This window comes from Prosthecobacter sp. (assembly GCF_044373815.1).
In the GTDB taxonomy this organism is placed as follows: Bacteria; Verrucomicrobiota; Verrucomicrobiia; order Verrucomicrobiales; family Verrucomicrobiaceae; genus Prosthecobacter.
In genome coordinates, this window is sequence record NZ_JBIPNG010000002.1 from 1 (window position 1) to 26,263 (window position 26,263).

Genomic DNA, 26,263 nt, shown 5'->3' on the forward strand with positions numbered 1-26,263 from the left:
AAAGCGAGCGGGGCAGAATTTGGGATCGTGGGCGACATCAAGACGAATTCTGGCTCACTGCTTATCAGACCGGACTCATTCCGAACAGTAAAAAGTGTGTCAAGATAGCGGCAACCCTGATTTGCATCGGAGACATGCAACGGCAGACTGCCTTCAATCATGGAACTGCGACATCTGCGATATTTTCAGGCGGTGGCCGAGGAGTTGAGCTTCTCGAAGGCGGCACGGCGGCTGCGCATCGCGCAACCGGCGCTGAGCCGGGCGGTGCAGGAGATGGAACGCGAGCTTGGCGCGCAATTGATCGAGCGCGAGCGCCGGTCACCACGACTGACACCGGCCGGTGCCGTGCTGCTGCACGAGACAGGATTGATTCTCGAACGCCTGGACGAGGCGCTGAGGCGCGTGCGCCGGACAGCCAAAGGCGAGGAAGGCGAGCTGCGGCTTGGCTACATCGGCCCGCCCACGCGCATGTTCCTTTCCCGTCTCCTTAAGGAATACGGCAAACGCTTCCCACGTGTGACGGTGATCCTGGAAGAGCGCACGCCGGAGCGTGTTTGGGAGATGGTGTCGAAAGGCCGCCTGTCCGTCGGTTTGACGCGTCCCGTGCTCGCGCATGAAGTGCTCGGTTTGCAAACGCTGCTCCTGCGGGAGGAAAAATTCTGCGCCGCCGTGCCGCTTGATCATCCCTGGGCCAAGCTGACCTTGCTGCCATGGAAAAAGCTCGCGGGAGAGCCCCTGATCATCCTGGCTCGTCGTGAGGGCGCAGGCTCGCACGATGCCATTCATGCAGGCTGCCAGGCGGCGAGTTTCACGCCGCGCGTGAAGCACACGCCAAGTCTGATCGGCACGATTTTGCAATACGTTGAGGCGGGCGCGGGCATCGGCATTGTGCCAGAAAGCACCGTCAGCAGGCACCTCGCCCTCATCCCGCTCAAGCCGCAGCAGACCATCCCGCTGGTGATGGTGTGGGCCAAGGAAGGGGACGATCCGGCGGTGCTGGCGTTTCGGGACCTGGTGAAGGAATGGCTGCGCGCAGGGGAGCTGTGGGCCTGAAAAACGTTGCACCACAGGCATGCTGGTGCTCCTTTCGCGCCCCCTCGCCGGTGGCAATCCAGTCATTCGGCACACCTCATCCACTCAATCGTCCCACCTACCATGTCCACCGACGCCAAGAACTCTATCGCGCAAATGGAGAAGATCGTTTCCCTCTGCAAGCGCCGCGGCTTCATCTATCAAAGCAGCGAAATCTACGGCGGCTGCGGCGGCGTGTGGGACTACGGCCCGCTGGGTGCCGAACTGAAGCGCAATCTGCGCAGCGCTTGGTGGAACACCATGACCCGCGAGCGCGAAGACGTCCTGGGCCTCGACGCCAGCATTCTCATGAACCCGGCCATCTGGAAGGCCAGCGGCCACGTGGACACCTTTGCCGACCTCATGCGTGAGTGCTCGCTGACCAACAAGCGCGTGCGTGCGGACCATGTGGAGCCGCAGGACGGCGTCGTCATGAAATACAGCGGTGCCACCTCACCCACCGGCTGGCGCTGGGACCGCACGGTGTCCGCCTTGATGAAGAATGGTGAGCACATCGAAAGCTTCCGTAAACGCATCCGCGCCTTGATCGCGCAGAACGCCGGTGAATCCGCAGGCAAGCCCGAGGAAATCGAACTGCTCAATGAAGAGAAGATCGATGCCGTGAATGGCAGTGTCGATTTCCATCCTGAAACCGGCGGTGCTCTCGGCGAGGCGCGCCCTTTCAACCTCATGCTCAAGACCTACCTCGGCCCGACGGCGACCGAGGCTGACGTCACCTACCTGCGCCCCGAAACCGCGCAGGCCATCTTTGCGCAGTTCAAGAACGTGTATGACTCCAGTCGCGTGAAGGTGCCCTTCGGCATCGGCCAGATCGGCAAGGCCTTCCGCAACGAGGTCACACCGAAGAACTTCACTTTCCGCAGCCGCGAGTTTGAGCAGATGGAACTCGAGTTCTTCATCAAGCCCGACGAAGCCGTCGAGATCATCAGCGGCGAAGTCGCTGCCTGGAGCGAAGGCGCGGACCTCAGCGAGCCGAAGCCCAACTGGGGCTGGCAGATGTGGCACCGTTACTGGGTCGATCAGCGCACGAAGTTCTACGAAGGCATCGGCCTCGGCGATGTGCTGGAGTACTACTGGCAGACCTCCGACGACCTCGCCCACTACGCCCGCGCCTGCGTGGACATCCTCTGCGAATTCCCCTTCGGCACCGAAGAACTCGAAGGCATCGCCGCCCGTGGCGACTTCGATTTGTCTGCGCATCAAAACGCCAGCACGAAGTCCCAGGAAATCTTCGACGAAGAACTCAAGACCGCTGCTGCGAAACTCACCGACGAGCAAAAGGAAGCCCTAATCCAGAAGCGTCTCGCCACTGAAGCCGCCAAGACCAAGGGCGCGCCGATGTCCGAGGCTGCTGTGCGTGCATGGTTCGAGCGCCTCTTCAAAGGCAGCTACGTCCCCCACGTCATCGAGCCTTCCGCCGGCCTCGACCGCATGGCGCTTGCTGTCCTCGCCAAGGCCTTCTCCGAAACCGAAAAGGTCGATGAGAAGGGCAAGAAGGAGATCATCACCGTCCTGCAGCTGCATCCGCGTGTGGCTCCGATCAAGGTCGGCGTCTTCCCGCTGCTCAAGAACAAGCCCGAACTCGTCGCCAAGGCGCGTGAGGTCTATGCACTGCTCAAGAAGCACATGAACTGCTTCTACGACGAGACCGCCTCCATCGGCCGCCGCTACGCCCGTCAGGACGAAGTCGGCACGCCCTTCGGCGTGACCATCGACTTCGACTCCCTCGGCGAAAAAGGCCCCGAATTGCTGGATACCGTGACCCTGCGCCACCGCGACAGCGGCGAACAGGAGCGTGTGAAGATCAGCGATCTCCTCGGCAAGCTGCTGCCCTTGGTGTCGTAAGACAGCTCCAGGAGGGGGATCATCTTGATCCCCCTGTTTGAAAGCGCCTCGTGGAGGGATCAAGTTGATCCCTCTCTTCGAGCGACCGCTTTACTTTGCTTGGATGGCCGCGCCCACGAGCTCAGCGATGCGTTTGGCTCCTTCTCCATTCGGATGAATGGTGTCAGGAAACCAAAGCTTGTTTTCCAGCAGCGGAGTGTGCAGATCGATCAATCCAATGCCTGCCATTTGAGCGGCTTGTTTGATGGCCGGGATGACCTCGTCGCGGATGACGTCTTCGGTGATGCCCCAGTTGCCAGGAAAAGCGGGCGGTGGTAGGCAGGCGTATGCTTTAGGGTGGCTCGGCAGTGCCTGGAACTCTTTGATCATGGCCACGTAGTCGCCGATAAACTCGTTTTTATGGCCGGACCAGATGGCTGTCTTGGAATCGTTGGTGCCTAGAGCAATGATGACGATGTCCGGGTTGGATGCGAGAGCAGGGCGGTGATCGAACGGGTCCGCTTTTCTCAGCATCGTGCGGCCACCCACACCGAAGTTTTGGACGTTCCAACCCGCGCCGAGAACCTCCTGCAACTTCGCTGGATAGCTGTCTTGCTTTGGATTTTGAGTGCCGACGCCTTCGGTGATGCTGTCACCCACACACGCCACGCGGATGGGATCTGCTGCACTGGCTTCTGGCGCGCCGCCATCGCCTGGCCTCTTTTCCGTGCCTGATATTTTGAAAACACCTCACCCAAACACCTTCGTCACCACCTTCGGATTCTCCACACCCGTCAGCCGCTGGTCCAGCCCCTGAAACTTGAAGGTCAGCCGCTCATGATCCAATCCTGCGGCAGCGAGGATCGTCGCATGCAGGTCATGCACGCTGACTTTATCCACAGCGGCCTTGAAGCCGATCTCGTCGCTCTCGCCGTGGTGGTAGCCGCCTTTGACGCCGCCGCCGCACATCCACACGGTGAACGCATGCGGATTGTGATCACGCCCCGGCTTCGCGGCTTTTTGGGAGATGGGCAGGCGACCGAATTCACCGCCCCAGATGATCAGGGTCTGATCCAGCAGCCCACGCTGTTCCAGATCGGCGATGAGCGCCGCCACCGGTTGATCGCTCTCAAGCGCAAAGCCGCGATGATTCCCCGCGATGTCATTGTGCCCGTCCCAGCTCTGCTGGTTCTCCATGCCGCCCGAGTAGATCTGGATGAAGCGCACACCGCGCTCCACCATGCGGCGCGCTGTGAGACACTGCGCGGCGAAGTGGCCGCAGTGCTTCTCGTTCAAACCGTAGAGCTTCTGGATGTGCTCCGGCTCGTTCTTCACATCAAAGGCCTCCGGCGCGGCGGTCTGCATGCGGTAGGCCAGTTCGAAGCTTTCGATGCGTGCATTCAGCTCGCTCTCGATGGGCGACTCCGCCAGCGCGTTCCGATTCAACTGCGCCAGAAGGTCCAGCTGCGCGCGCTGCCGCTTCGTCGTCAGCGAAGCCGGCACCGCCAAGTTCTCAATCGGTGCGCCCTTCGGCTTCAGCCAGGTGCCCTGGTAGATGCTCGGTAGAAATCCCGCACCCCAATTCGCCGCGCTCCCTTTGGGCAGACCACGATTCATCGGATCACTCATCACCACAAACGAGGGCAGGGAATCGCTCTCGCTGCCCAGGCCGTAGTTCACCCACGAGCCCACGCATGGGTAGCCCATGCGCGTGGCACCCGTGTTCATCATGAAGAGCGCGGGCGAGTGATTATTTGAGCCGGTCCAGCACGAGTGGATGAAGCACATCTTGTCCACGTGCATCGCCGTCTTCGGGAAAATCTCGCTCGCCCAGGTGCCGCTTTGCCCATGCTGCTTCCATTCAAACGGCGATGCCATCAGCGGTCCCACCGAGCCAGGGAAAAAGCCCGTCTTCGGGTCAAAGCCATCCAGTGCCTTGCCATCGCGCTTCTTCAACTCCGGCTTGTAGTCCCACGTATCCACCTGCGAAGGACCGCCATTGGTGAAAATCCAGATGATCGACTTCGCTTTGCCAAGGTGCATCGGCTGCTTCGGCGCAAAGGGATTCAGCGCACCCGCAGCGCGGCTCTCGCGATCCAGCATCGCCGCTGCAGCCAGCATGCCAAAGCCACCGCCAGCGCGCTGCAGGAAGTGACGGCGGGAAAGGGGAGTGGTCGTTTTCATCTTGTCAGTCATCCAGGGTTCAGTTCACATACACCATTTCATTCAGGCTCAGCAGCACCTGGCAGTAGTCTGCCGCAGTGGCGCCGCTCTGCATAAAGGCCAGCCCTTGGGCCAGCTCATCCGCTTTGGGCGCACGATGAAAGCAGATGGTATAAGCACGCAGGATCTGTTGCTTTACATCGCCCGCACTCGCGATGCGTTTGGCCAGCCCCTCCGCCCACGAGCGCGCCTGCGGGCTGTTCATGAGGATCAGTGCCTGCGGTGCCACCGTGGTCGTCGGGCGGCTGCCCTGGCTCACCAGCGGCTCCGGCAGATCAAAGGCCACCATGCTGCCCATCAGCAGGCTGCGCTTGATGGTGAAGTAAATGCTGCGCCGCTTGCTGTTCTCATCGCGCGTCCCTGGGCCAAACATCGTCTCATCCAGCGTGCCGCTCACCGCCAGCATGGAGTCACGGATCGCCTCTGCCTCCAGACGCTGCGGCACGCGCCGCATGCACAGCGCATTGGCCGGATCCGCCGCCTCCTTTTCCGCGCTGCGCTGCGTGCTTTGCCGGTACGCCTGCGAGTTCACAATCAGCCGATGCAGCGGCTTCAACTGCCAGCCATTCGCGATGAGCCTTCCCGCCAGCCAGTCGAGCAGCTCCGGCTGCGTGGGTGGCGTGCCCGTCTTGCCAAAATCATTCGGCGTCGCCACGATGCCGGTGCCAAAGTGGTGCTGCCACAGTCGATTCACAATCACGCGCGCCAGCAGCGCCCCCGCGCCATGATCCACATCTGTGATCCAGTTTGAAAGCGTGCGCCTGCGCCCCGAAAACTTCGCCCCCGCAGGCGGCTGCCACAGCCAGCGCTTCGCATCACCAGGCACCGAGAGCGCCTGCATAAAGCCCTGCTGCGCCTCGCTATCTTTCATGTCCGTGCTGCCGCGTTTGAGGAAGTATGTCTTGTCAAAAAACGGCCCGCCCTGCGTGTGCATCACGATGGGGTCGTAGCCTTCGCCGCAGATCATCATGCGCGTGGCACCCGCCTGCAGCGGCGTGCTCTTGTCCTTCGCCACCGTGGTCACCGCCGCCGTCACGCGGTCAGGCCACACATCCACATTGCTGCGCGTCGTCGTCGTAAAGGTGCTCAGCATCTGGTAGTAGTCACGCATCGGCAGCGGATCAAACTTATGGTCATGGCAGCGCGCGCAGCCCACCGTCAGGCCCAGCATCGCACCGCCCGTGGTGCTCAGCATGTCGTCCATCGCATCGTAGCGCGTGCGCTCCACCTCATTCGCCGTGATCTGCGAGGGAAACACCCCCGCACCCAGAAAGCCCGTAGCCGCCAGCGCCAGCGGATTCTTTGGCTCATACTCATCCCCCGCGAGCTGCCACTTCACAAACTGATCATACGGCATGTCCTGGTTCATCGCCTTGATCACAAAATCGCGGTAGTGAAATGCAAACGGCCGGTCGTAGTCCTGCTCAAAGCCCGTGCTTTCCGCAAAGCGCGCCACATCCAGCCAGTGCCGCGCCCAGCGCTCACCATAATGCGGAGACGCCAGCAGCTTGTCGGTGATCTCATTCAAATCGCCCGCATCAGCCCCCTCCGGCGGCGGCAGCCCCGTCAGGTCCAGGTACAGCCTGCGCACCAGCGTCGCCTTGTCCGCCGGCGGATTAAACGTCATGCCCTTCGCCTGCTTCAGCAGGAGCTCGTCGATGGACTTCGCCTTGACCTTTTTCAGCGGCAGAAACGACCACCACTGCCGGTCCTCATTCGTCACCACCGAGGCATCGCGCTTCGGCTTCTTTCCCGCCACCAGCGGCTCCGCATACGGCGCGCCATCATTGATCCACGCCGTGATCTTCGCGATCACCTCCGCCGCAAGCTTCGGCCGATCATCCGGCATGTGCGGCTCCTTGGCATGATTGATCTGCTCCACCAGCACGCTGCCTGCCGCATCAAACGGCACCACCACCGTGCCATGCGCGCCCCCGCGCAGCAGATCCTCGCGCGTCGCCATGTCCAGGCCGCTCTTCACCTTCTCACCCCCATGGCAGCGCAGACAGTGCTCCTTGAGCAGCCCAGCCACCTCCCCCTGAAACGACTTCAGGCCGCGCTCCATGCGCTGCGCATGATCATCAGGCAAGGTGGGGGCCGCCGCGAGCAACGCAGGGAAGAGCAGTAGAAAGACGAGAATCCGGTGCATGAGTGTGAAGTTGCTGGATAAACAAACGCTGGCCTTCCGTGCCTGTTTTTGTTTGTTTTGTGTCTTATCCTGCTCACAAGCCGCCCGGGAGATCATTCGGAGCCGGGAGCGCGCTTCCTGGCTTCGTGTCTGATTTTCAATGCCGAGATGTCAAACCCTCGCAAACACTGCTACTATACCACTCGTTGTGGCAAGATGCCTGGACTGCCCTCAGGCAATCATCCTCAGCGCGAGATAAGGCACCAGGTTGAGCAGGAGGACGCCAATCTTGTAGACCGCCATGCCGGTGTAATGGGCGCTGTCGAATTGCTCCACTGAAATGCGAAACCATCGGGCGTGCAGGCGGTACACTGAATCATGGGCCACGGTGAAGGCAATGAACCACAACATGAGGATGCCGTAGTTGATGCCGAGGCACCCCAATAGAAAGCTGCGGGCGGTCTCGATGCTCATACTGAGGCATCTACCCATCTACGGGTTTGTCCAGCGGCTGGGGCAGCGGCGCGAGATCCGGTGCCACGAAGGAACGCTTTGCCTCGGGCGACATGAGGAGGTCGCGCGAGTAGAAGAGCAGGGGCGTGCGTTTGTCGCAGAGCTGGGTTTGAGCGTCGAAGAATGCGTCAGCGGTGGCTGCGGGGCCGAACTGGCGCAGCGCGGTGGAAACGAGCTGTAGCCAGACCTGCGTCATGGTTTCATGATAGCCGCCGGTGGGTGTGTCCCGGATGCCTTGAGCGGTATTGTAGGCTTGGATGCCAACGCGAAGCCTTTCCAAGGCCTCGGGCTGGGAGAAACGGTTCAGATACATGTAGGCCACCTTCAGGTGGGCACGGTGATTCCATTGTTCCTTGGGCAGGGAGTGATCCTCAAAACGGCGGAGATGTTCTTCGTCGTTCATGGCATCTTTGCCGTGTAGTGGTGAATCACTCTTCAGGAAGTTTTTCAGTGAATATGGTAGGGAAGACTTGTCGGATTTTCACTTTGTCTGCCGACTGAATAATTTCATGTTTTGTGCCTTTTGCCTTATTCAGATGGACAGTTGTTAACGAAAGCAGTCGACCTTCTGCTTCGTGATCCACGGCGTTGAGAAATTGCTTACCCAAGGTGAAGTATTTGGCCAAGTTTTGAGCGGCCAGCTTGGCATCTGCAATTGTTGCCGTGTCACTGCTAAACCTAGATAATGTCTTCACGATTTCTTGAGCCAGCTTCTTTTTCAAAAGAGGATTTCTTTTGAACGCCCTTCTGACCTCTCTGTTCACCTGAGTGAACTCCGTGTTATTCATCCCCGACGAATTGGAGGCATCTTTAAAAAGATGAAATCTTGCCTTTCCACCACCGCGATGAAGCCTTTTTTCAAGGTGCACGTTGCGCCAATTAATATCTTGATTGTCTCCAGATTGATGTGTGTCGAAGGTCACGTCTTGCCCGTTAATAAGTCCACCAAGCTTTGACATAGTGCTGCTTCCGATGCGGAGATTTATAGGTTTCTCACATCTCCAAAAAGTTCTTCAGCAGCTTCTTGCCTTCCTGCGTGAGGATGGATTCGGGATGAAACTGCACGCCGTGAATGGGAAGCTCCTTGTGGCGCAGGCCCATGATTTCGGATTCGTCATCGCTGGCTGTGGCGGTGATGGCGAGGCAGTCGGGCAGGGTGTCGCGTTTGACGAGAAGTGAATGGTAGCGCGTGGCTTCAAAGGGCTGAGGCAGGCCTTTGAAGACGGATTCCCCCTTGTGATTGATCAAGGAGGTCTTGCCGTGCATGAGGCGTCCGGCGCGGACGACATCGCCGCCGAAGACGTGGCCGATGGCCTGATGACCGAGGCAGACGCCGAGGAGCGGGGTGGATTTGCCAAAACGCTCGATCACGGCGCAGCTGATGCCGGCTTCCTTCGGCGTGCAGGGGCCGGGAGAGATGCAGATGTGGTCGGGCTTGAGCTTCTCGATTTCGTCCAGCGTCACCTGGTCGTTGCGGCGGATTTCCATGACGGCTCCCATCTCGCCGAAGTATTGGACGAGGTTGTAGGTGAAGGAGTCGTAGTTGTCGATGATGAGAAGCATGGGAACGTCAGGCAGTCAGGGCGGGTCAGAAGCCGCGGAGTTGGAGGATGTTGTCGAGTTCGGCCTGGAAGGCGGGAATGTCAGCGGCGGGCGGCTGGTAGCCGGGGGCCGGGCCACGCATGCCAAAACGGCCTTGCTCATCCATGAACCACTGCACGGTGACGCCGTCGCTGAAGGTGGCCCTGCCGCTGATGACGGCGCCCGGAGGCGGGACTTCATCCACGGAGACTTTGAGGCCGCCGCTTGCTCCTGCATCGGGGGAGGCGAGTTCATCGGCCACAGGCACGGTGCCATCGGCAGCGGGCTCAGGTGGTGGCGGCGCAGGCTTTTCCTCGGGCGGGACTTCACGTGGCTTGTCCTGGATTTTGACACCCAGCTCCATGATGAGCAGGCGCGTCTCCATGTAGGTGAGCGTGGTGTCGCATTCGCTGCGGATGCGGTCCTGGATCTGATTGAGATTGGCACCTTCAGCGGCCCATTGTTCGACGAGTTGACGCTGCTGTGGAGTGAGATTGGCCATGAGAAAGGTTTACGTAACGGGAACGGATTCAGCCGTTCATCTTATCGGTGATGATGTGGCAGAGGGTGGAGGCTTTCTTGTGCAGAGTCTTCACTTCTTCCTGAGTCAGGGCCTTGCCTTCTGGCACATCCAGCAGCGGAAGCATGGATTCCAAGCCTTTGCGGAGCTCCTGCAGCGCAGGGTTTTTCATGATGCTCGGGTGCAGGCTGTCGAGGCTCATCATGTAATACTCGGCGATGTCACGGCGCGTGAGCTGGCGGGTCTTTTCCTCTGCGTAGTTGTCGCTGATGCTCTTGGTGGCGATCTCCAGCGCACGCAGCCAGCCGCCGAGGCTGATGAGATGCGCGATATCCACATCCCGCAGCATGACCATCTCCGCCTCCACGTCGGCCTGGGTTTTGGCCAGTTCCACGCGCAGATCCTGCCAGTTGCCCTTGAGGCTGTATTCAAACAGGCTGCCGGTGTGCTTGTTCATGCGGTTGCCCGCACCCAGTGCCTTGCCGTATTTGATCATTGCGCGGCCGACGGCCTCCATCTCCTCCACACGCTCGCATTGCACAATCAGGAAGCCGTCGGCGATCAGCGTGCCCAAGCCCATGGCCACAATGATGCGGTCGGCCGGTGTTTTGTCGGTGAAGGGGCGCTTCAGGTCGTCAAAGCGCAGCTTGCCGACGTTGTTCAGCATGTCGAAGAGCTTGCGGATGGACGGCGTGGTGAACTGGTTCACCCCGTATTCTTCACGGACGTGCTCATCACCCACCACATCCTCCGGGATGGGATTCTTCTCCGGCGTGCGCACAGGCGCTTCCTGGGCGTTGAGCACGGCAATGCCAGCGGCTCCGAGCACGGGCAGCAGCAGGCGGGCGATGAAACGACGAGTCATGGTGTGCAGAGGATACGTAGTCGCCCCGGTATTTCCAGTGCGAGTCTGGAAAAGTCTTTAGGAGTGCATTTCGCTACATTTGCACGATTTCCACCGTTCATTGCTTTCACCATGCGCCTGCTTATCCCTCTCCTCCTCCTCACTGCATTCCACCTGCCCGCCCAGGAGGCTCCTCCAGCGCTGACGGAATACCAGGGCCGTGTGATCGCGCGAACCATGCACTGGAAGGGCGCCGAGTGGCTGATGCGCCGCGTCCGCGAGGCGGAGGAAGGCCCCTCCCAGATGCGCGAGCAACTCAACGTGAAGCCCGGCATGGTGGTGTGTGACATGGGCTGCGGCAATGGCTACCACACCCTGCCGCTGGCCGAGATGGTCGGCGAGAAAGGGAAGGTCTACGCCGTGGATGTGCAGCCGGAGATGATCGAAATGCTCAAGCAGAACATCGAGAGCAAGGGCCTGAAAAACATCGTCCCGATCAACAGCCTCTACCACGATCCCAAGCTGCCGCCGAACACCTGCGACATGATCCTGCTCGTTGATGTGTACCACGAATTTTCCCACCCCGTGCAAATGCTCGCCGGCATGCGTGCCGCGCTGAAACCTGACGGGCAGCTCGTGCTGGTGGAATTTCGTGCCGAAGATGACAGCGTGCCGATCAAACCCGAGCACAAAATGACCAAGGCGCAGATCAACAAGGAGATGAACGCCAACGGCTTCAAACTCGTGCGCGAGTATGACGGTCTGCCCTGGCAGCACTTGATGTTCTTTGGCAAGGCGGAGCAGGGAGCTGCCAAAGCGGCACTCACGCCATCGAAGTAAAAGGCTGCCGTCTTACAGCACGTTCACCGCAGCTCCACCGTCCACCACGATGCCCTGGCCGGTGATGTAGCTGCCGGCTTCGCTAGCCAGCATCAATGCCGGGCCGGCGAGTTCACGGGGGGCGGCCCAGCGCTTTACGGCGGTGCGGTCGGCGAAGTATTGCTTCTCCTCGTCATTGAGCAGCTTGCCGGGCATGTCCGTGAGGAAGGGGCCGGGGCAGAGGCAGTTCACGGTGATGCCAAATGGGCCGAGATCGAGCGCACTGGCGCGGGCGAGGCCGATGAGCGCGGCCTTGCAGGCGCAGTAGACATTCCGCTTTAAGCGACCGCCGACGCCGAGGACGCTGGAGATGTGGATGATGCGGCCCCACTTGCGCGCCTTCATGCCGGGCACCACGGCGCGTGTGAGGGACATCACGGCGGTGAGGTCCACCTCGACATTGCGATCCCACACTTCGTCGGTGATTTCGTCGATGGCCTGCGGATTGTTAATGCCGGCGTTGTTGACGAGGATGTCGATTTTGCCGAGGCGCTTCTCCGCTTCCACGGCCAGTGCTTTGACGGCTGCGCGGTCGGCCATGTCAGCCACCATCCATTCGACTTTGACGTTTAATCCCGCGCCGATTTCAGCGGCGGCGGCGGTGAGTTCCTCGGCATTGCGGCTGGAGATGAAGACATCCGCGCCGGCTTCGGCGAAGCCACGGGCCATGGCTTTGCCAAGACCTTTGCTGCCGCCGGTGACGAGTGCTGCTTTGCCAGAGAGATTGAAAAGTGGGGAGGACATGCGCGCGGTTTAGCATGCGTGACTCTCTTGCGCGAGTGGAAAGCGTGGGGCAGCGTGCTTGGAAGTACGATAGACACTCCTGTCCGTCGATCAGCGTGTGATGACCTACACTGGCTGACGAGTGCCCAAGCGTCAGGCTTTGGGGCTTCATGACGCACTGACTGGGCGAGTTTTCCCTCAGGGAGGGCCACGGTCATGGTGGCGATGAGGTGCTTTGAGGTTGGAGTGTGTTTGCGGTGGCGCTGGGCGACGGGCAGGAGTGCCCATCGTACTTATCGGCGGGCTGACGCCGCCCCCCCCGGGCAACCTACTTCACCACCTTGCCGCCCAGAGAGAGGATGCGCGCCTTGCCCTTCGCGTCCTCGGCTTCGGCGATCTGCTTGTTGGTCACATACATCTGCGAGAGCGCCGTCCATGCCAGCAGGTCATTGGGCTGGAGCGTCGTCGCCATCATACCGGCACCGATGGCTTCCTTCACCTCACCGTTGCGCAGCAGCGCCATGCCCAGGGCGTGCCAGCTCTCAAAATGGTCCGGCTCCAGCGCGACGCAGCGCCGGTACAGGGCGATGGCCTCCGGCAGTTCGCCAAGGGCAACGTGCCCGCTGGCTTCATCGTAAAGTTCTTCGACGCTGGATGGCGTGGTGCTCATGCGCGTCGATAGGAGGTGCCTCAGCCCAGCTTGGCGTAGGCGATGCGGGCGGCTTCGTGCTGTTTCTTGAACCAGGCCTGGAAGAGGCTCCGGCGTTCCTGATCAGAAATGGATTCCACCTGGCTCTTGCGCAGTTCGGCTGCGTCAGGGCGTTTGCGGAGTTCCTTGGCGCTGACGTAGACGAGCACGGTAGCTTTACCATTGTCCACATCCACGGCATGCGAAACGCCGCCGACGGCGGTCATCGCGGCCTCTTGGGCGATGTAGAAGCTGTTGGGGACTTCCTGCGGTGGGTTGGCTATGTCGATGTCCGGCAGGGCCTCAAGGGTCAGTTTCTGCGCCTTCACCAGTTCATCGATCTTCTTGCCTGCCTTCAAGCCTTCGCTCAAAGCCAGACGTGCTTCATTCACAGCCTTGGTGCGGGCTTCATCAGCTTTCTGTCCCACCAGCACCTCTTTGATTTTGCCAGTCACCTCGGCCAGCGTCTGCTGCTTGGGCTCTTCAATCTGGGTGACGTCAAACACGTACCAGCCCTTGATGCCTTCGACAGCTTCCGCAGGAGCTTTCGAATCCTTGGGGCGGGCGAAGATCTGTTCGACCAAGTCGCTTTCGGACTTGAGGGCGTCGGGAGGGCTGCCTTGGGCAAAAGCAGGGATGGTTTCGACTTTTTCCTTCGTCTGCTTGGCCGCATCGGCGAAGCTCTTGTGCTCCTTGACGGTGAGATCATTGAAGGCATTCACGCGCTTCACGACATCGTTCTGCGCCTTCTGGCGCTCTTCCAGCGGCTTCTTGTCGAGGTCCTTGGCGTTTTCGAAGAAGACGAAGTTCACCGCGCGTTTTTCCACGGTCTTATATTCTTCTTTCTTCTCTTCGTAGTACTTCTTGATCTCTTCATCGGTCACGGTGGCGGACTTTTTGAAGGTCTCGGTTTCAAAGGTGATCTTGGAGCCTTTGAAAGTCTGATAGCTGCTGGCATACTGCTTCTCAGCGGCCAGCGGGGAGGCGGTGTAGTTCCTGGTCACCAGTTCCTGCAGTTTCCGCAGGCCGACGATGTCCTTCATGATGTCCAGCAGGGCCTCGCTGTCGAAACCCATGGAAGAGGCGAGCTGCTCCAGCATCTGGCCACGGGAGACGTCGAGCTTGCCGTTGTTTTGCAGGGCAGGGAGTTTGTCCAGTGCGGCACGTGCTTCGGCATTGCTGGGGCGGATGCCGAGTTCTTCCATCATATGACGTGCCACAAAGAAATTGGCGAAAGCGTCCAGACCGCCCGAGGAAGGGATGATGCTCAGGATCGAGGACAGCTCATCGGCCTGCAGGTAATACTGGGTGAACTGCACGGAGCGCTGCGCACGCTGGACATCGGCCACGCTGTAATCCTTGCCAAACACCGTGAGAGCGACGTCCGTTGGGAGCAGCTTTTTCTCATGAGTTGCGGTTGTCTGGGAAACTCCATAGTAAAACATGGAGATGATGATGGAGATCGTCAGGGTGATGAGGAAGGCACCACGGTGGCGGCGGAAAAATTCGAGCATGGGAAGTCAGGTCGGTTGAAGGGCGCGCAATAAGCCCCACCGCACCCCGGCAGCAACCGGAAAGTGGAGCTCACTCATCTGGCGCCTCTGGGAAACATTCGGCCTCATCCCTTGACATTGGAGGCACCCGGCACACTTCATGCGCTCCGATTTTCCGTTGATCGCCTGCCCTCATGCCCCAAGCTCCCACGAAACGCTACTGGACCGTTCGCTCCTCCTCCATCCATAACCGCGGCATTTTTGCCCGTTGTGACATTCCCAACGATGCGCCGATCATCGAATACATAGGTGAAAAAATCACCAAGGCGGAGTCCACCCGCCGTGGTGAGGCGCTTGTCGAGAAGTCCAAAAAGACCGGTGGCGCCGCCGTCTACGTGTTCACCCTGAACCAGCGCTACGACATTGATGGAGCCAAAGGGAAAAACCCTGCACGCTACATCAATCACTCCTGCGCCCCCAACTGCGAGGCCTACATCATCCGCGGCCGCATCTGGATCTACTCCTTGCGCGAGATCAAGGCCGGCGAGGAGCTGACCTACAACTACGGTTTTGACGTGGACACCTGGGACGAGCATCCCTGCCGCTGCGGCACAGACCGCTGTGTCGGCTTCATCGTGGAAGAAAAGCAGTGGCCGAAGCTGCTGAAGAGGATGGAGAAGGCTGAGCAAGATATCAAAAAGAAGAGGCTGAAGCTCGCCGAGGCGAAGAACGCCACAGCGCCTGCAAAAAAAACGTCAGCCAAAAAGACCGCAGCGAAGAAGACTTCGGCCAAAAAGCCGCTGACCAAGAAGAAAAAGTAGCGCGCGTCCCGTTCCCTCACACCCGCCTCGTCTCACGTTCCGTTGCACGGGCGGCGGCACTGTTTTGAAAATGGGTGATGGCGGCTGCAAGGGCGTCGGCGGCATCGGCCTCCGGCGTTTCACGCAGGCGGAGTTGGGCGCGGATCATGAAGGCCACCTGGTCTTTCTGCGCCGCACCGCGCCCCACGGCGGCCTGTTTGATTTCTCGCGGGGCATATTCATAGATCGGCAGGCCGTGCTCGGCTGCGGCTATGAGGCAGGCTCCGCGTGCGGTGCCCAGCACGATGGCCGTCTTGTAGCTCTGCACGAAGATGGTGGACTCAATGGCGCACACCGTCGGTGAATGCCGGGCGATGACTTCGATCAATCCGGCACGGATGGCGACGAGGCAGCCGGAGGGAAGCAGGGCCGGTTTGTTATGAATGACGCCCCATTCAATCGCGCGCAATTGCCCGGCTGCGCATTCCACCACCGCCCAGCCGGTTTTCCGCAGCGCCGGGTCGATGGCCAGGACGCGCTCCACAGCGGGAGTCACGGCGGCAGCGTCGGAACTGTGGACGATGCGGGCCATCAGCGGCGTTTTTTAGGCCCGCTCTGGCCGAGGCGGAAGAGTTGGTCCACGGAAACGGTGCCCGATCCGAACAGGAGCAGCGTCACGGTGATGATCAGGTACAGCCACGCAGCCTCAACTCGTGGGGAGTCAGTGTTGTGCAGTACCACCAGGGTCGTGATGACCACGGGCAGAAAGATGAAGGCAAACAGCCGGGTTAAAAAGCCGATGATCCAGCTCAAGGCCACGGCCACGATGAGGAGGGCGACGACTGGGGCCAGCAAATGGGCGTAGGGCATGCCTGCCTCATGAAACGCTGGGACCCAGGCCCAGGGCTTTTCCTGAAAGAAGAAATGGTAGGCGTTTTGCACGGCATTGATGCCGTAGCGTGTCATGAGCAGCAATCCGGTCCCGATGCGGAGGATGGCGGCGGTTTGAACGAGAGAACTCAGGGGGCTTTGCGCGGTGGCAGGACCACTGCCGGTGTATTCGAGCATGATGCGAAAATCAGATGTCGGGAGAAAGTGTGATGATGTCACCAGCCTGCGGCTTCCAGTTTTTATCCGCTGCTTCCAGTGAAGTGAAGAAGTGACGCTGGCCTTGACGTGAAATGTAAAAGCCACGGGAGGTGGAGCCGGGCTTGCGACCACCGGTGACGGTGACGGCCTGTCTCACGCTCATGTCTTTAAAGACCGGAATAAATTCAGGCTCCATCACATCGCCGTTGAGGGAGATGACCGGGGTGTTTTCCACGGAGATGATTTGCACCGTGATCTCCCGGGTGTTGCGACCTGCCAGCCGGAATACCGTGGCGATGGCTTCCGCTGCCTTGGGCAGAGTCAGGCCCCCGACACGAGCAGTGCCCACCGTGCCGAGAGTGAGCAGCCCTTCGGTGTTGATCATCTCAATGCCGCGGTAGATGCGGTCCGGGCTGCGTGTGCCTTCATAAATTTCGAGGCGCACGGTGTGGCCGAAGCCCAGGGTGCCGCGTGAATTGAACGGAACATCCGGATCTTCAGAGTTCACTTTATCTCTCTCCGACATGCCAGGGACGAGCTTGGCCACCGTGTTTCGGCTCGGCAGACTGGGCAGGCCAATCTTTGGCAGCTTGGGCATCGGTGGAATGATCCTCTTGATCATGCCACAGGAGCAGAGCAGGAAGCTGGCGGCGGCAAAAAGAAGGGCAGTTAGGACACGCGACATGGGGAGCAAGAAACAGGTTTCGTCATCATGGCGGCACGTCGTGCGATGGCAAGAGGCTTTCGTCTTTGGCGTGATTACTTCCGGGTTGGCGCACCGGCTTTGGCGGGGCGGGGAATCATGCACCCGACTTGGTGACTTCCTCATAAACCCGCAGCGCCTCGGTGACGGAGGCCGGCCGGTTGGCGGGGGCGCGGTTGATGAGCCATTCGACCCACTTCACGGTGCGGGCGGGCAGGTCGGGCCGCAGTGTGCCCAGCGGCGGTGTCCGGGGGTGCAAATGGGCCGCCATCACCTGCGGCTTGGTCTCGCCGGCGAAGGGATGTTTCTGCGTCAGCGCATAGTAATAAATGCAGCCCAGAGCATAGATGTCCGTGCGCGCGTCCACGGGGGCGCGCTCAAACTGCTCCGGCGCCATGAAATGAATGGAGCCGAGCAGCCCTTCGCAGGCTTTCAGGGCTGGCTCTCCCGCCCGCGGGGTACTTTTCGCCAGCCCAAAATCGAGGATTTTCACCTGCAGGCCGCCGTCTGGCAGCCGGTGGATCATCAGGTTTCCGGGTTTCAGGTCCAGGTGCAGGATTCCCTTCGCGTGCACGGCGCACATTCCGTCCAGAGTCTGGCGCACTAGGGTGTCAAAATCATCCGCCGTCAAAGCGCCACGCTGGATGACGTCCTCCAAAGTCTCGCCTTGGGCCAGTTCCATCACGATGAACCCGCCTTCGGTATCCACGCCGAAATCGTAAACGGCCACGACGTTCGGGTGCTGCACCTTCGACTGCTTCCGGGCCTCGCGGATCAGGGCGTCCACCGCTGTGCCGCAGCCAGCCACCTTGTTGGCTAGAATCCGTTTGATCGCCACCTCGCGGCCTTGCTGGGGGTCCCGTGCTCTGAAAACAGCCCCCAGGCCTCCTTCGGCGATGGGAGCCAGCAATTCATAGCGTTCGTTCATCAGGGAAGGAATGCTGACACTTTCAAGCTTTCACGCAATGAAACTTTAGCGCGTTTTACCAGCTGTGCTAAAATTGCGGTTTCCACCATGCAGCTGCTTCGCGTTCAAGACCTCAAAATTCACTTCCCCGTGCGCGGGGGCTGGTTTGGCCGTACCACGGATGTCATCAAGGCCGTAGACAAGGTCAGCTTCGAGGTGGAGGAAGGCAGCACCGTCGGTCTGGTGGGTGAAAGCGGCAGCGGCAAGTCCACCGTGGCCCGTGCCCTGCTCAAGCTCACCCCGGTCACCTCCGGCAGCGTGAACTATCGCGGCATGGAAGTGCTGCCGATGACGGAGAACGAATTTCGCCCCTTGCGCAAAGAGATGCAGATGGTGTTTCAGGACCCCATCGGCTCGCTGAATCCGCGCATGACCGTCGAGTCCATTCTGGGCGAGCCGCTGCAGATTCACTTCAAAGAACTTTCTAGGGATCAGCGCCGTGAGGTCTCCGCCGGGCTGCTCAAAAAGGTCGGACTGCCCGAAGATGCGCTGCAGCGTTACCCGCATGAATTCAGCGGCGGCCAGCGCCAGCGCATCGGCATCGCACGCGCACTGGCCGTGAAGCCGCGTTTCCTCATCTGTGACGAGCCCGTCAGCGCCCTCGATGTCAGCGTGCAGGCCCAGATTCTCAATCTTCTCAAGGACATCCAGGCGGAGCTTGATCTCACGCTGCTCTTCATCGCGCACGATCTCGCGGTCGTCCGCCACATGAGTGATCACATCGTCGTCATGCATCACGGCAAGATCGTCGAGCAGGGGAACGCGGACGAGATCTGCGAGAACCCGCGCCATGACTACACCCAGAAGCTGCTCGAAGCCGTCCCCGTGCTCATTTAGCGCGAGTGGTGTTCACTCGACCCAAACTTTTCTTGCTCTGATCCAATGACTCCTCTCTTTAAAAAGTTCCTCGGCATGAACTGGCTGCTGGTGCTCAACATCGCCGCACTCATCGTCTTCGGTGTATACGCCATTTTCAATGCCTCGGCCTACAAGGACGAAGCGGATCTGGCGCTCAAGTGGCGGGATCAGATCCGCTGGGTGATGATCGGTCTGCCGTTTTTCTTTGCCGCTTCCTTGCTGGACTACAAGTGGGTGCGCTGGGCCTGTGTGCCGATGTACATCGCCGGTATCGGCGGTCTGGTGGCGGTGCTGGCCTTCGGGGTGGAGATTGGTGGTAACAAAGCTTGGATTAAAGTGGGCGGCATGATGGTGCAGCCCTCGCAGTTTGCCATCATGTCCGGCATTCTGATTCTGGGCGTCATTTTTGGTGAGCTGCCGCGCATGATCCCGGTCTTTCGCCGTCCATGGCTGCGCATCATGGCTGCCGGCATGGTGGCCGGCATTCCCGCCATGATGGTGATCAAGGAAGACTTGGGCTCCGGTCTTGTCTGGGGGCCCGTGTTCCTGTCGATGATGCTCGTCGGCAGCATCCCCTTTCGCTACATGATCACCATGCTGCTCGGTGTCGCCAGTGTGGTGCCGCTGGTGTATGTTTTTGCACTCAAGCCCTACCAGCAGGCTCGTATCAACTCCACTTGGTACATGGCCACCAACCAGCTCGACAAGGTGGATCTCCAAAACGAAGGCTGGGTGGCCAAGCATCTGCAGATCGCGGTTTCGACAGGGGGACTGGAAGGTAAGGGGCCTGAATCCAAGAAGGTTCCCGATCAGGCCTCCATCCACCGCACTTTCTTCCCGCACGAATCCATCAACGACTTCATCTTCGGCGTCATTGCGGAGGAGTTTGGCTTCCGCGGCTCAGTGCTCCTGCTCTCAGGCATGGCGCTGCTGCTGCTGCAAAGTGTCTTCGTGGCCTTTTGCGCCCGCGATCAACTGGGGCGGCTCATTGTCGTGGGCGTGGTGGCCATGTTCTTTGTCCACACCTTCCAGAATGCCGGGATGAATCTCGTCATGCTGCCCGTCATCGGCCTCCCCATGCCCTTCATCAGCTACGGTGGTACCTTTGTCGTCGTGACGCTCTTCCTCATGGGCATGGTCCAGAGCGTCTGGGTTCACCGCAACATCTCCGCCGTGAAGAAGAAACGCTCCGTGAATGGTTCCCGTGATGACGATGACGAGGATTAAACCGAAGCTGACGGCGACCTGCCGTCAGTCCTGCCTGAATTCCGTCTCTCCTTACAGGATCTCCCAGCCTTTGCGGTAGTCGCGGCGCACCATCTTGTCCGCATCGGCACTGTTCGGAATCTTGAGCGCAGGCGCATCCCAGATGAGGTTCTCATTCGGGAAGGCGCTCGCAAGGCAGCCGAGAAGCACCGCCTCGGTCAGCGGCCCTGCGTAATCGAAGTTGGCGGAGGGCTTCTTGTCTCCCTTCAGGCAGCAGTCGATGAAGTCGGCCCAGTGGTCACGGGGTTCGAGCTTGGGATAGGCACCGAATTTGGCAAACTTCTCGCGTGGGTACAGCAGCGGCGTGGAGCCGTGCGGGGAGAGCAGCACGCCCTCGGTGCCCAGATAGATGGTGCCCTGGCCGGGGAATTTGGCCACATCACCCACCAAAGCCATGACTTCTGCCGGCGGACGCGCATCGCCATCGGTCCAGGTCACCTTCACGGTTTCGCCAGCGGTGTACTTCGTGCCTTTGAAGGTGTATTCCACAACCGCATTGATGGCCCAGTTGTCCTTGTTGGGGACGGGGCCGCTGGACTTCACCGAGATCGGAGCGGCGAGATCCAGCGAGCGGAACCAGCCGCTGAACATGTGGCAGCCCATGTCGCCGAGCGTGCCGGTGCCGAAGTCGCGGCGTTTGCGCCAGTTGCTTGGATGATCGTAGCCCTGAATGTAGCTGCGCTCGCTTGCCACACCGAGCCATTTGTTCCAGTCAAAGCCTTCTGGAATGGGGTCGCTCTTCGTCGGGCGCACTTCGAGGTCACCCCACTTCTTGTTCGAAAACGTATGGGCTTCTTTCACTTTGCCGATGGCCCCCATCTGAATCAGCGCCACCGCATGGCGTTCCGTGAACGCCGAGGAAATCTGGATGCCCATCTGCGTCATCACACCCTTGTCACGTGCACGCTCCACCATCTGGCGGCACTCCCACAGGTTGTGCGCCAGCGGCTTCTGGCCATACACATGCTTGCCCTTCGCGATGGCGGCCAGGCCGATGCTGCCGTGCATGTGGTCAGGCGTGGAAACGTTCACGCTGTCGATGTTTGCCGATTCCTTTTCCAGCAGCTCGCGCCAGTCCTGATACACCTTGATGTTCGGCCACTTTTCCTGGGCCTTGGCAAAGTTGCGGGTGTCCACATCACACACTGCCGTCAGTTCCCACATGGGGTGGTTGGACATCGCGCTCATGTCCGCCATGCTCATGCCCGAGGCACCGAAGGCCGCATGGCGCAGCTTGCCGTTCGGAGAAGCGGCACGCATTCCGGTGGTGATCCAGGGGGCGGCGAACAGCGTGGCGGCGGACTGACGGATGAAATGGCGGCGTGATTGCATGTGGAATGAATAGGTGGAGCGCGAAAATACGTTGCGCGGCCTGCCCATCTTCCGTTTCTCTTTGCCAAGATATGAACGCCCTCTCCGACCGCCTGCAAGCCATCCGCGACCGCATCACCGCCGCCGCCCAGCGCTGCAGCCGTGATCCCGCTTCGATCGAGCTGCTCGCCGTCTCCAAAACCTTCCCCGTCGAAGCGATCCGCGAAGCCGTGGATGCCGGTCAGCTTCTCTTTGGTGAAAACAAAGTGCAGGAAATCCTCGCCAAAGCCCCGCAGCTTCCCGCGAACCTGCAGTGGCATCTCATCGGCCATCTCCAGTCCAACAAGGTGCGCAAAGTCCTCCCGCATGTGAAGGCCATCCACAGCATCGGCTCGCTCGATCTCGCACGGGATGTGGACCGCATCGCCGGAGAACTTGGCCTCCTCCCCCAGGTCTACATCGAGGTCAATCTGGCCGCCGAAAGCAGCAAGCACGGCTTCAGCGCCGAACAGCTCCGCGCCAGCCTCGAAGTACTGTATGCGCTCAAGCGCCTCGAAATCCAGGGCCTCATGTGCATTCCTCCCTTCGATGCCGACCCTGCCAAAAGCCGCCCCTACTTCACTCACCTGCGCGAGCTCCGGGACGAACTCGAACAACGCGGCGGCGCCCCCCTCCCGCGCCTCAGCATGGGCATGAGCCACGACTTCGAAATCGCCATTGAAGAAGGCGCCACCATCGTCCGTGTCGGCAGCGCCATCTTTGGCGAACGCACCTACCAGACCGCTGCATGAGCCAGCGTGCCGACAAATGGCTGCACCACGTGCGCGTCTTCAAAACCCGCACCCTCGCCACGCAAGCCTGCGCCCGGGGAAACGTCACCATCGACGGCCAGCCCGTGAAAGCCTCCCGCGATCTCAAACCCACCGACGTCCTCGAAGTGGTGCGCGGCGATCTCCGCCTGCGCCTCCGCGTCATCGCCTTCTCCCCCCAGCGCCTCGGTCCACCCAAAGTTCCCGAGTTTTGCGAAAACCTCACGCCCATCGAATGGATCCAGCGTGCCAGCGAGCTGCGCCGTGAGCGCGAACTCATCCAGCCCCGCGCGCACGAAGTGGTCGCCAAGCCAGACAAAAAACAACTCCGCGAACTGCGGAAGTTCTGGGAAGAGCAGGGGGAGTAGTCGCCTGCGTGAGTCACTCCGCTTTCGCCTTGCCTTTACCCTTCTTGCCCTTGCCGGGTTTGTCTGACTTAGTGTCCAGCGTAAACGGCGGGTTCTCAAACGGCACAGGATCAATCGTTACGCGCGGATCGCCCACAGCCTTGAGTTTCTCCTGCAGCTCTGCCGACATCTTGGCTCTCATGTCCGCATAGGCAGGTTCCTTGGCCACATTGATCGTGGAGTCAGGATCTTTGCTGAGGTCATACAGCTCCTCTTCGGGGCGCTTGGCAAAAGCATAGTCAAAGTACCACTTGTACTGCGAGTCGTTGCGATGCTCGATCAGCCAGGCCTTGGCGGGAGAGGAATCCATGTCAGGAAAAGCGGCATAAGTGTCATTCTCCAGCGCGTCCTGTGAAGGCGTAAAGCTGTCGGTCAGCGATTTGTAGTCGCCCATGGGCATGCGCTCAGGCTTGAAGTTGTGGATGTAAAGGAAGCCGTCCTTGCGCAGCGCACGCTGTGGGTATGGGAGGTTGCCTTCACGGGCGATGCTCACGTGGCGCTCACGACCGGTGATGACGTAGTCGCGTTCCTTCTCGATCTGGCCGGATTTGCCGGACTTCATCAGGTTCACAAGGCTCTTGCCATTCACCCCTTCAGGAATTTTGGCACCACCGATTTCCATGAATGTGGGCGCAAGGTCCATGAGGTTTACGAAGTCCTCAATATACCGTCCGCCCGGTTGTCCCGGCCAGCGGATCGCGAGCGTCACATTCACGCCAAAGTCATAGAGGTTGCACTTGCCGCCGGGGAATCCGGGGGCGCCATGGTCGCCGCTGATCACGATGACGGTGTTGTCATACTCGCCCGCTTCTTTCAGCCTTTTGAGGATCACTCCCACCTGCGCATCAAAGGCCTGGATTTCCCCGAGGTAGCTGCCGAAGTCTTCGCGGAATTCAGGCACATCGGGCAGGTGCTTGGGCAGCTTGCCCTTCAGGTCGTCCGGATTGATGCCCCACTGCGCCTGCCCGCTGCCCTTGACCCACTTCCGATGCACGTTGGTGGGCCCATGCCAGAAGGCAAACGGCGCGCCTTGGGGACGTGCGGCCAGGAAGCTGTCAAAATTGCCCCGCACCTCGTCGTAGATCTGCTGCTTGGCTGCCTCCAGCGGCACGCCGCTGGCGACCATCTTGGTGACCTCTTCCGAGAACTGATTGCAGCGCCCACCCGACTTCTGATACGCAAACTGCTGCCCGCCATACGGCGCGTCCGCAGGCTCGCCGGGACTCCAGACCTTGAAGGACTTGCCGAGGTGGTAGCCCTGGTCCTTGAGCTGCAGCGGGTAGCTCGGGATCGCCGGGTCCCACACCGCACCGTTCAGGATGGCGGCGCGTCCGCAGTTGAAGAAATAGCGGCCGGAAAGCAGGGAGCTCCGGCAGGGCGTGCAGCTCGGGGCGTTCACATACGCCCGGCGAAACAGCGCGCCCTCACGGGCAATGCGGTCGATGTTCGGCGTCTTCACCACCTGGTTGGGCGAAGGAAATTTCTCGTGCTCTGCGTAGATGCTCGCATAGCGGCCCCAGTCATCGGCAAAGAGAAAGAGGATGTTCAGCGGCTTGTCAGCAGCTGTGGCGAGGGTGGTCAGGGCTAGGCAGCAAAGAAGAAAACGCATGGCTGCGTCATAACGAGGGCTTGGCGCGTAAACCTTCGCAAAAATAAGCGTAAACAAGGCAGCGACACCCCGGCATTGCTCAGGAACCTAAATATATGATTCACTCACTGCTCGATACCACTCAAGTCATCCGCATCCTTGAAATTGAAGGGGTTCCGTTTGAAGTCTGTGCAGAGGCGGTCGCCAGCCATGACCGCAGCACAAACCAGCTCACGGTGCAGCTGCGCGCCTTCCTGCGTGCCGAAAAGCACGATCACATCGGTGAAGTCTCCACTCCACCCTGGCTGCCCGCTGCACATGCCGTCACCGAGCACGTCGGCGCTGAGGAAGCGCATGAGGTGGCAAACGATGTCCTCGCCAGTTGGCGGCAGAAAGTGGCAGGCTGCCTGCCTCAGTAGCTGGGGATGAACCTGTGTCTTGATGGTTGCACTAAGAACGTTTCACCCCATGAATAGGCGCGCATGAACCACTTTAGAATTCTCTGCCTCACGACCACATTGATGTGTGCCTCCTGCAGCGTCGGGCCAAACTTCAAGCTGCCGGATGTGCTGATGCCTTCCAAGTGGAAGAATGGCGGCACGGCAAGCACGGCGGATATCCCTGTCCCCGGTGAATGGTGGAAGCTGTTTGGCTCCGCTGAATTGAACCGGCTGGAAGAGCGTGCGATGGAGAACAACCAGGAACTGCGCAGTGCCCTGGCACGTGTAGAAACCGCTCGCGCACTCGTCGGCGTGCAGCAGGCGGACTGGTTCCCCCAGCTCGACATGAAAAATGGGATGAATTATGAGCGCCTTTCGCAAAGCTCTTTCGGGGCCAACCTTCCCCCCGGTGTCTCTTTGCCCAAGACGCAACGCCGTCGGTTTCAAAACCTGCTCGAACTGGGCTGGGAATTTGACCTCTGGGGCCGTGTGCGTCGTGGTGTGGAAGGCTCCAAAGCCTCCCAGTTTGCTGCCATGGAGACCCTCTCCGCCAAGCGTCTGACCCTCGCTGCGGAAGTGGCGCGGCTCTACTTCCTGACCCATTCGCTGGATCGTCAGATGCAGGTCGTGATTGGCACGCAGACCTGGCGCGAAGAAGCGCTGAAGCTTCAGGAATCACGCTTCAAAGGCGGTCTGGCGAACGAAATGGACGTGGCCCGCGCCCGGACGGAACTGGAGCTCGCCCGCAATGATCTGGCCGCACTGGAGCGCCAGCGCGGCAATGCCGAAAACGCTCTCGCGGTCATCTGCGGAGAAATTCCTTCGAACTTCCACATCGCCAAGGTCACCAGCCAGCCACGGCCGCCGAAAGTCCCCGGCGGGCTGCCTTCCACACTCCTGCAGCGTCGTCCTGACATCCGTGCGGCAGAGCAGAAAATGCGCGAGGCAAATGCCCAGGTGGGGGTATCTGCGGCCTCGTTCTACCCGGCCTTCAGCATCGTCGGCAGCGGTGGTCTGGAAAGTATCGGTGCCGAGCATTTCTACGATCAGCGCAGCCGCATCTTGACCATTGGTCCCAGCATGACCCTGCCGATTTTTCAGGGCGGAAAGCTGCGGGCGAATTTGAAGTCGAGCAAGGCGGCGTATGAAGAGACTCTGGCCAACTACCGCCAGAGCATTCTGGTGGCCCTGCAGGAAGTCGAAGACAGCCTGATCGATGCGAGAGCCTATGCCAAGCAGGGCCAGGCGCTCGATGCAGCCATCGCCTCCGCGCAGGAGACTCAGCGTCTGGCCGAACTGCGCTACCAGAAAGGTCTCGCCAGCTACTTTGAAGTCGTGGATGCCAACCGCACCGTGCTCAATGCCAAGCTGCTCTCCGCTCAGGTGGAAGGCCAGCGCCTCATGGCCAGCGTGGCCATGCTGAAGGCACTCGGCGGCGGCTGGCAGTGATCAGGGGCTGGTGCAAAAGTGCGGGCGGATGAGGGCGAAACATTCTGTTTGCCGATTCCTTTCATGCG

Annotated in this window: 28 protein-coding genes; 10 read left to right on the forward strand and 18 right to left on the reverse strand. The window is 60.2% G+C overall.

All coding sequences use genetic code 11. The features are described 5' to 3' along the window. Nucleotides 1-159: 159 nt before the first annotated feature. On the forward strand, nucleotides 160-1,053 hold the full coding sequence (locus ACIREA_RS00215; protein ID WP_397379312.1) for a LysR family transcriptional regulator: 894 nt from the start codon (nucleotides 160-162) through the stop codon (nucleotides 1,051-1,053). Between the two features lie 102 nt (nucleotides 1,054-1,155). After that, nucleotides 1,156-2,937 (forward strand): glycine--tRNA ligase, encoded by a 1,782-nt coding sequence (locus tag ACIREA_RS00220; protein WP_397379314.1) that lies wholly within the window; start codon nucleotides 1,156-1,158, stop codon nucleotides 2,935-2,937. Nucleotides 2,938-3,027: 90 nt separating this feature from the next. Here the strand turns inward: ACIREA_RS00220 and ACIREA_RS00225 are convergent, their stop codons facing one another. From ACIREA_RS00225 to ACIREA_RS00265, 9 genes are all read right to left on the reverse strand, one after another. Then, the gene (locus ACIREA_RS00225; RefSeq protein ID WP_397379316.1) at nucleotides 3,028-3,576 is read right to left on the reverse strand and encodes a GDSL-type esterase/lipase family protein; all 549 of its coding nucleotides are present in this window, start codon (nucleotides 3,574-3,576) and stop codon (nucleotides 3,028-3,030) included. Nucleotides 3,577-3,666: 90 nt separating this feature from the next. Next, entirely contained in the window at nucleotides 3,667-5,100 is a 1,434-nt protein-coding gene (locus tag ACIREA_RS00230) for a DUF1501 domain-containing protein (protein ID WP_397379318.1), read from the reverse strand. A gap of 19 nt (nucleotides 5,101-5,119) precedes the next feature. Beyond that, nucleotides 5,120-7,288: a PSD1 and planctomycete cytochrome C domain-containing protein gene (locus ACIREA_RS00235; RefSeq protein ID WP_397379320.1), complete on the reverse strand. Its 2,169-nt coding sequence runs from the start codon at nucleotides 7,286-7,288 to the stop codon at nucleotides 5,120-5,122. A 210-nt stretch (nucleotides 7,289-7,498) separates the two neighbouring features. Then, nucleotides 7,499-7,741, reverse strand: a complete 243-nt coding sequence (locus ACIREA_RS00240; protein ID WP_397379322.1) for a DUF6868 family protein — start codon at nucleotides 7,739-7,741, stop codon at nucleotides 7,499-7,501. Nucleotides 7,742-7,751: 10 nt separating this feature from the next. After that, on the reverse strand, nucleotides 7,752-8,183 hold the full coding sequence (locus ACIREA_RS00245) for a hypothetical protein (RefSeq protein WP_397379324.1): 432 nt from the start codon (nucleotides 8,181-8,183) through the stop codon (nucleotides 7,752-7,754). A 25-nt stretch (nucleotides 8,184-8,208) separates the two neighbouring features. Then, nucleotides 8,209-8,739 carry a hypothetical protein gene (locus tag ACIREA_RS00250; RefSeq protein WP_397379326.1) on the reverse strand — a complete coding sequence of 177 codons (531 nt, stop codon included), beginning with the start codon at nucleotides 8,737-8,739 and terminating at the stop codon, nucleotides 8,209-8,211. A gap of 34 nt (nucleotides 8,740-8,773) precedes the next feature. After that, nucleotides 8,774-9,343 (reverse strand): anthranilate synthase component II, encoded by a 570-nt coding sequence (locus ACIREA_RS00255; RefSeq protein WP_397379328.1) that lies wholly within the window; start codon nucleotides 9,341-9,343, stop codon nucleotides 8,774-8,776. A 25-nt stretch (nucleotides 9,344-9,368) separates the two neighbouring features. Further along, complete coding sequence (locus ACIREA_RS00260) at nucleotides 9,369-9,863, reverse strand: hypothetical protein (protein WP_397379330.1); 495 nt, start codon at nucleotides 9,861-9,863, stop codon at nucleotides 9,369-9,371. 28 nt (nucleotides 9,864-9,891) lie between these two features. After that, nucleotides 9,892-10,746, reverse strand: a complete 855-nt coding sequence (locus ACIREA_RS00265) for a hypothetical protein (protein WP_397379332.1) — start codon at nucleotides 10,744-10,746, stop codon at nucleotides 9,892-9,894. A 111-nt stretch (nucleotides 10,747-10,857) separates the two neighbouring features. Between ACIREA_RS00265 and ACIREA_RS00270 the strand changes: the two genes are divergently transcribed. Continuing rightward, nucleotides 10,858-11,565 (forward strand): class I SAM-dependent methyltransferase, encoded by a 708-nt coding sequence (locus ACIREA_RS00270; RefSeq protein ID WP_397379335.1) that lies wholly within the window; start codon nucleotides 10,858-10,860, stop codon nucleotides 11,563-11,565. Nucleotides 11,566-11,577: 12 nt separating this feature from the next. On the opposite strand, the gene ACIREA_RS00275 is transcribed toward ACIREA_RS00270, so the two are convergent. The 3 genes from ACIREA_RS00275 to ACIREA_RS00285 all read right to left on the reverse strand — a co-directional run bounded on the left by ACIREA_RS00275 (nucleotide 11,578) and on the right by ACIREA_RS00285 (nucleotide 14,529). Next, nucleotides 11,578-12,348, reverse strand: a complete 771-nt coding sequence (locus ACIREA_RS00275; RefSeq protein WP_397379338.1) for an SDR family NAD(P)-dependent oxidoreductase — start codon at nucleotides 12,346-12,348, stop codon at nucleotides 11,578-11,580. 307 nt (nucleotides 12,349-12,655) lie between these two features. Next, nucleotides 12,656-12,997, reverse strand: a complete 342-nt coding sequence (locus tag ACIREA_RS00280) for a tetratricopeptide repeat protein (RefSeq protein ID WP_397379340.1) — start codon at nucleotides 12,995-12,997, stop codon at nucleotides 12,656-12,658. Nucleotides 12,998-13,017: 20 nt separating this feature from the next. After that, nucleotides 13,018-14,529, reverse strand: coding sequence for a peptidyl-prolyl cis-trans isomerase (locus ACIREA_RS00285; protein WP_397379342.1), 1,512 nt, complete (start codon nucleotides 14,527-14,529; stop codon nucleotides 13,018-13,020). A 173-nt stretch (nucleotides 14,530-14,702) separates the two neighbouring features. Between ACIREA_RS00285 and ACIREA_RS00290 the strand changes: the two genes are divergently transcribed. Beyond that, the gene (locus ACIREA_RS00290; RefSeq protein ID WP_397379344.1) at nucleotides 14,703-15,329 is read left to right on the forward strand and encodes an SET domain-containing protein-lysine N-methyltransferase; all 627 of its coding nucleotides are present in this window, start codon (nucleotides 14,703-14,705) and stop codon (nucleotides 15,327-15,329) included. Nucleotides 15,330-15,345: 16 nt separating this feature from the next. Here the strand turns inward: ACIREA_RS00290 and ruvC are convergent, their stop codons facing one another. From ruvC to ACIREA_RS00310, 4 genes are all read right to left on the reverse strand, one after another. Then, on the reverse strand, nucleotides 15,346-15,900 hold the full coding sequence (gene ruvC / locus ACIREA_RS00295; RefSeq protein ID WP_397379347.1) for a crossover junction endodeoxyribonuclease RuvC: 555 nt from the start codon (nucleotides 15,898-15,900) through the stop codon (nucleotides 15,346-15,348). After that, nucleotides 15,900-16,376, reverse strand: coding sequence for a DoxX family protein (locus tag ACIREA_RS00300; RefSeq protein WP_397379349.1), 477 nt, complete (start codon nucleotides 16,374-16,376; stop codon nucleotides 15,900-15,902). The genes ruvC and ACIREA_RS00300 overlap by 1 nt, the downstream gene beginning before the upstream one ends. Before the next feature lie 10 nt (nucleotides 16,377-16,386). Continuing rightward, on the reverse strand, nucleotides 16,387-17,082 hold the full coding sequence (locus ACIREA_RS00305) for a hypothetical protein (protein ID WP_397379352.1): 696 nt from the start codon (nucleotides 17,080-17,082) through the stop codon (nucleotides 16,387-16,389). 115 nt (nucleotides 17,083-17,197) lie between these two features. After that, entirely contained in the window at nucleotides 17,198-18,028 is an 831-nt protein-coding gene (locus ACIREA_RS00310) for a serine/threonine-protein kinase (RefSeq protein WP_397379355.1), read from the reverse strand. Between the two features lie 87 nt (nucleotides 18,029-18,115). Between ACIREA_RS00310 and ACIREA_RS00315 the strand changes: the two genes are divergently transcribed. Both ACIREA_RS00315 and ACIREA_RS00320 read left to right on the forward strand, forming a co-directional pair. Beyond that, on the forward strand, nucleotides 18,116-18,904 hold the full coding sequence (locus tag ACIREA_RS00315) for an ABC transporter ATP-binding protein (RefSeq protein ID WP_397379358.1): 789 nt from the start codon (nucleotides 18,116-18,118) through the stop codon (nucleotides 18,902-18,904). A gap of 45 nt (nucleotides 18,905-18,949) precedes the next feature. Continuing rightward, nucleotides 18,950-20,152, forward strand: a complete 1,203-nt coding sequence (locus tag ACIREA_RS00320) for an FtsW/RodA/SpoVE family cell cycle protein (RefSeq protein ID WP_397379360.1) — start codon at nucleotides 18,950-18,952, stop codon at nucleotides 20,150-20,152. Nucleotides 20,153-20,203: 51 nt separating this feature from the next. Here the strand turns inward: ACIREA_RS00320 and ACIREA_RS00325 are convergent, their stop codons facing one another. Next, nucleotides 20,204-21,523 (reverse strand): Gfo/Idh/MocA family protein, encoded by a 1,320-nt coding sequence (locus ACIREA_RS00325; protein WP_397379363.1) that lies wholly within the window; start codon nucleotides 21,521-21,523, stop codon nucleotides 20,204-20,206. A 71-nt stretch (nucleotides 21,524-21,594) separates the two neighbouring features. Between ACIREA_RS00325 and ACIREA_RS00330 the strand changes: the two genes are divergently transcribed. Together ACIREA_RS00330 and ACIREA_RS00335 are read left to right on the forward strand one after the other, a co-directional pair. Further along, entirely contained in the window at nucleotides 21,595-22,293 is a 699-nt protein-coding gene (locus ACIREA_RS00330) for a YggS family pyridoxal phosphate-dependent enzyme (protein ID WP_397379366.1), read from the forward strand. Continuing rightward, nucleotides 22,290-22,679: an RNA-binding S4 domain-containing protein gene (locus ACIREA_RS00335; protein ID WP_397379368.1), complete on the forward strand. Its 390-nt coding sequence runs from the start codon at nucleotides 22,290-22,292 to the stop codon at nucleotides 22,677-22,679. Before ACIREA_RS00330 ends, ACIREA_RS00335 begins: the two co-directional genes overlap by 4 nt. A 13-nt stretch (nucleotides 22,680-22,692) precedes the next feature. Here the strand turns inward: ACIREA_RS00335 and ACIREA_RS00340 are convergent, their stop codons facing one another. Then, complete coding sequence (locus ACIREA_RS00340; protein WP_397379370.1) at nucleotides 22,693-24,327, reverse strand: sulfatase; 1,635 nt, start codon at nucleotides 24,325-24,327, stop codon at nucleotides 22,693-22,695. 95 nt (nucleotides 24,328-24,422) lie between these two features. Between ACIREA_RS00340 and ACIREA_RS00345 the strand changes: the two genes are divergently transcribed. Next, nucleotides 24,423-24,725 carry a hypothetical protein gene (locus tag ACIREA_RS00345; RefSeq protein ID WP_397379372.1) on the forward strand — a complete coding sequence of 101 codons (303 nt, stop codon included), beginning with the start codon at nucleotides 24,423-24,425 and terminating at the stop codon, nucleotides 24,723-24,725. Nucleotides 24,726-24,788: 63 nt separating this feature from the next. Further along, on the forward strand, nucleotides 24,789-26,195 hold the full coding sequence (locus ACIREA_RS00350) for an efflux transporter outer membrane subunit (protein WP_397379375.1): 1,407 nt from the start codon (nucleotides 24,789-24,791) through the stop codon (nucleotides 26,193-26,195). Nucleotides 26,196-26,263: the final 68 nt, after the last annotated feature.